This is a genomic window from Halobacillus sp. BBL2006 (assembly GCF_000786645.1).
GTDB lineage: Bacteria > Bacillota > Bacilli > Bacillales > Halobacillaceae > Halobacillus.
In genome coordinates this window covers 1-4,135 of the sequence record NZ_JRNX01000477.1, presented here as the reverse complement: position 1 = coordinate 4,135, position 4,135 = coordinate 1, and the positions used below count along the sequence as shown (strand labels likewise).

Sequence of the window (4,135 nt, the reverse complement as noted above, 5' to 3'; positions counted from 1 at the left end):
GTTTGTCGCTCTTGGAAGTCCTGCACAGGAATATTGGATGATCGACAATATGAAAGATTTGAACGTCAACATCTTTCAAGGTGTCGGTGGTTCGTTTGACGTTATCTCTGGTCGGATTAAACGTGCACCAACACTCGTGCAGAAGGTCGGCCTGGAATGGCTGTACCGTCTCGTGCTTGAACCATGGCGTTTCAAGCGACAATCGAAATTACCAGGATTCTTATATCAAGTATGGCAAGATAAGAAAAGCCAATAATAAAAAGCTGTACCGATTCGTTTCGGTGCAGCTTTTTTGATGGGTAGAATCGTCGAAGCAGGGGAAGAAATCAATCAGGCTTGAGATAGAATCGATTAAAGGGAGGCATGTATCGCTCAGCCCCGGCTGGTGAATCAACCAAAGTGGTAAGAGAATCGACAGTTTTCCTGAGATCAGAAGCTATTGATGTATGCAACAAAGAAAGTGTCTTACTCTAAAAAAGAAAAGAATTGATGAGCTCTTTTCTTGAAAGATGAATAATTATGTTCTCCCTCATCAATGATCCTAGATATAAGATTGGGCGCTTTTCCACGTAAAATTTCTGCAACTGCTTCGTTGGAAGCGGAAAACGCCCTGTTTATCCTGTCATCCTTCACTTCTCTCTTTCCCCAGTCCAAGTATATCCTTTCAACAGAAGACAAATCAGATATATAGATGAACTCTTCTATTTGCTCCTGATTACGATAGAAAGCGGAGGAAAGAGCTGTTATATTTTTGTAAATGTGTGGATATTTACAAGCTGCAAAAACAGAAATGAGGCCACCTAAGGATATGCCTCCCATTGCTGTCTGATCTTTTAACGTACGATACTTATGATCGATCAGGGGCTTAAGTTCGTGAGTGATAAAATCGATATAGTCTCCTCCTTTACCTCCTAACTCAGATTTATACCCTAGTATATTTTCGCAGTATCTTCCATTTATCCACGGACAGTATTCATTTACTCTCTGTTCACTTTTTTGGTCTATCCCCACTACAATAACGTCTAGTTTCTTCGCTATTAAATAGTCTTCAAGTGATAAAGAAACTCCACCAATTGCATCCTCGTCTCTAAAGATATTTTGACCATCATGCATGTAGATAACAGGATATCGCTTATTTCCCTTTTGATAATTTGTTGGTAGGAAAACTCTGATATTTCTCTCTTCTTTGAAGGGTGTCATATGTACTGGAAATATTTCTAACAAGTTATCTCCTCCTTTGAATGAAATTAGCACTTATTAAACAGACAGCACTTGTGGCTACACATCTTTTTTAAAACATTGGTATTCACCTTAAAGGTAGATCTACAAGCTTACGATATTTATTAGATTGATATTCTTGATAGACTCTGACAAACTCGACATTTAAAACTGGGAAGGGAATCAGTTCTTTCTGTGCTTGTCTCTTAGTTCTTGTTTGGTTAAACCATAAGAGGTTTTCCCTAAGGTCATATGCGGAACGAAGTCATCTAATTCGAAATAGGATTGAACTAATTCTTTGGAAGGAGAAATTTCTCTAACCATGTCTCTGTGGAGCTTATAGAGCTCTTCTGAATTAGCGCTTAAATAAAGGACCTCCTCTCCAAAAAACATAGGCTTATCTAATTGAATCTGAAATGGTTTAAAGTCATGACAGACTTCTTCAACTTTATTTAGCCACTCTTTATCAGCTGTTAGACCTCCCTGTGCTTTTAGAGTAATATGCGGTTCAACGACATCAGTAATCCAATGATTCTTCCATTTTTTCTGAAATTCTATCACTTTTATCTTGTAATCTTCTGCAGGTACAATCCCAATAAAGTATTTCAACTAATTTCCTCCCTCTTTTATCTCGAACCCTAAATGTGCCTTACATAAATTTCCGGTAAATGCTAACTTATGACTAATAACACATTCTATTATATAGTTAGTGAATGTTATGCAGCCACTAGCGATTACACCTTTTATCTCAAATGATGGAAAAAGGAGGAGGTCATGTAAAAAGGAGCGAATTCCGCAGATGAACCAATGGTTAAAAGAGAAGAAAGAGAGAAGGAGTGGAGTCAGGGAAGAGGCTTATGTATATGTGGATGCGATCCTGGATTTACTCATTTGGCTTCCTGAACTGGTTTATCTTCCTTTTCGAATTCTGTTTTGGTTATTGAGAGGTGTAGGAAAGGTCGTAAATGATGTCTTTGATTTTGTATAAACATTCAGAATAACCAAACGAGAGCTTTTCACCTATAATGAAACGTCTCCCTTGTTCTATGAAATTTTTGTCGTAAAAATTCACGCCAGGACAAGTATTGACGAACGGTGACACACCAATTTGCAGGCGCTCAAAATTAAATGAAATATTTAGAAATTTAAGACGTTTTGGATGGTGGTTTAAACGAATTTGTATTATTATGAGGGTAAGTGTAAGAGGTGGTGAAATTTTGAAAAATCACATGGTTTTAGAACCAAATCCAGTCCAAAAGCTGCAGTTCAATTATTCGTCGGATCTCTACATTGTTTTTAAGAGACTACTGGAAAGTTATCCTCATCAAATAGCAACGGAAAAGGCAAGAAAGTATTGCCTGAGTGAATCTCCCACACGATTTGAAGATGCAATAGCCCGAATGGAATTCCTTTATATGAATGATTACTTAGAAGATTTAGAAAGAATCATTGCATCTGAAAAATTGGACAAAGACCTATCTTTTCTATATCAATTACTGCTTAAACGAACTGAGAAAAAGGTGACAGAAGAGGACATAGAGGAACTGGTTTCTATATCATTTGACCATCCTACATTACAATGCTTAAGTATTTTTACCTTGATTTACTATAACTACGACATTAACAGGTTCATCGTTTTGGATAAGTACATCGAAGCCTGTGACAAGGGAATTCGAATGATCAATCAGCCGTTAATCCATTATTATTTTAAGCTGCGGTACAATGAGCTCCTTTTTAATCATTATTGGAAGACCGATAATACATTACTCGCCAGAAGATATGCGTACAAAATCATCAATACTGAATTGTCTATGAAAAAATCAGTCATGGTTCATCACAACCTATCCCTGACCTATGTGTATGATGATTACGACAGTGCGATGGAGCAAGCGCTTTTTGCGTTGCATCTTGCAGAAGAAAATGAAATTAAATCCCAAGTGGTTTCCCTGACGCAAAGAACCATTCCTTTTATAGCTGCTTTTCATGAAAAAGCTGGCCATATCGTTACACCGGATAAGGTTGAAACTGCGCATCTCTCGCTTGCCAAAAAAGATTTTCAGAAGGCTAGAGAGATATTGGAGAGTTTAGATGCTTTAACACCGTTCCAAGAGTGCTATTTAGGATTAGCTACAAAGGATAGAGCATTAATCAAAAATTCGAAAGAACGGTTCATTCATGAGTACGGTGATTTATTCTTTGCCAGGCTGCCTGATTATTATCTAAAAAGAATTTAATAAAAGGGGGACTAAATGTGAAAAAAGTTCTAAAGAGCTTTCTGCTAGTTACAGTTTTGTTTCTAGGGGTTCTATCGTTTCCAAGTCTAGCGGAAAATGGACTGCAAAAAGATAGTGTAGCCACTCCTTCAGTAGAGAACTTATTCAGTGGTGCAGGAACAGACTATAAAAGTGATCCTGGTACGGGAGGAATAGGATAAGAAATTGGTTATAGGACTAAGTATAATTGAATGAAATTTCATTCAAATGAAGCCCTTTCCCATATTGAAAGGGTTTTTCTTATGGATGAGTATATTTTCCATAAAAATCAAAATAATTATTTGAAAAATGAAAACTTAATTGTATAATAAGAACATACGTTCGTTATAATTCTATTTTTTAAAAACCCCTTTAATTCACAACAAAGACTATGCCAAACCATCAGAAAGGGCGGAGAAAAGGAGAAAATATCATATGAAAATTAAAACGATGTGGGTAGATGACAAAAAGGCGTTTGGCATTGTAGAGGTAGAAGATAAAGCTTTTGGTTCAGCTTTCCATCCCGTGAAGTACGGCACTCGTGATGATGAAGCATTTTCTGTGATTAACCGTTTGTGGTACACCACCTACAATGGGGCGAGAGAATACTTCAGAGCAAGGACTAATCCTCATATTATCTCAGGACGAATGAAAAAAATAGGAAA

Annotated in this window: 7 protein-coding genes; 5 read left to right on the top strand and 2 right to left on the bottom strand. The window is 37.0% G+C overall.

Annotated elements, in window-relative coordinates; genetic code table 11:
- Positions 1 to 256, top strand: a 256-nt coding sequence (locus LD39_RS14220; protein ID WP_035548356.1) for a WecB/TagA/CpsF family glycosyltransferase, incomplete at its 5' end; no start/stop codon positions are given.
- A 209-nt stretch (positions 257 to 465) separates the two neighbouring features.
- On the opposite strand, the gene LD39_RS14215 is transcribed toward LD39_RS14220, so the two are convergent.
- Positions 466 to 1,224 (bottom strand): alpha/beta hydrolase, encoded by a 759-nt coding sequence (locus LD39_RS14215; RefSeq protein WP_035548354.1) that lies wholly within the window; start codon positions 1,222 to 1,224, stop codon positions 466 to 468.
- Between the two features lie 177 nt (positions 1,225 to 1,401).
- On the bottom strand, positions 1,402 to 1,827 hold the full coding sequence (locus tag LD39_RS14210) for a 2'-5' RNA ligase family protein (protein WP_369793253.1): 426 nt from the start codon (positions 1,825 to 1,827) through the stop codon (positions 1,402 to 1,404).
- Between the two features lie 190 nt (positions 1,828 to 2,017).
- On the opposite strand from LD39_RS14210, the gene LD39_RS14205 reads away from it, so the two are divergent.
- The 4 genes from LD39_RS14205 to LD39_RS14190 form a co-directional block, all read left to right on the top strand.
- Positions 2,018 to 2,206: a hypothetical protein gene (locus LD39_RS14205; RefSeq protein ID WP_035548351.1), complete on the top strand. Its 189-nt coding sequence runs from the start codon at positions 2,018 to 2,020 to the stop codon at positions 2,204 to 2,206.
- A 229-nt stretch (positions 2,207 to 2,435) separates the two neighbouring features.
- Entirely contained in the window at positions 2,436 to 3,452 is a 1,017-nt protein-coding gene (locus tag LD39_RS14200) for an AimR family lysis-lysogeny pheromone receptor (RefSeq protein ID WP_035548348.1), read from the top strand.
- 17 nt (positions 3,453 to 3,469) lie between these two features.
- Positions 3,470 to 3,652: a hypothetical protein gene (locus LD39_RS14195; protein WP_035548344.1), complete on the top strand. Its 183-nt coding sequence runs from the start codon at positions 3,470 to 3,472 to the stop codon at positions 3,650 to 3,652.
- Positions 3,653 to 3,905: 253 nt separating this feature from the next.
- A partial coding sequence (locus LD39_RS14190) for a hypothetical protein (RefSeq protein WP_035548341.1) occupies positions 3,906 to 4,135 on the top strand: 230 nt, incomplete at its 3' end.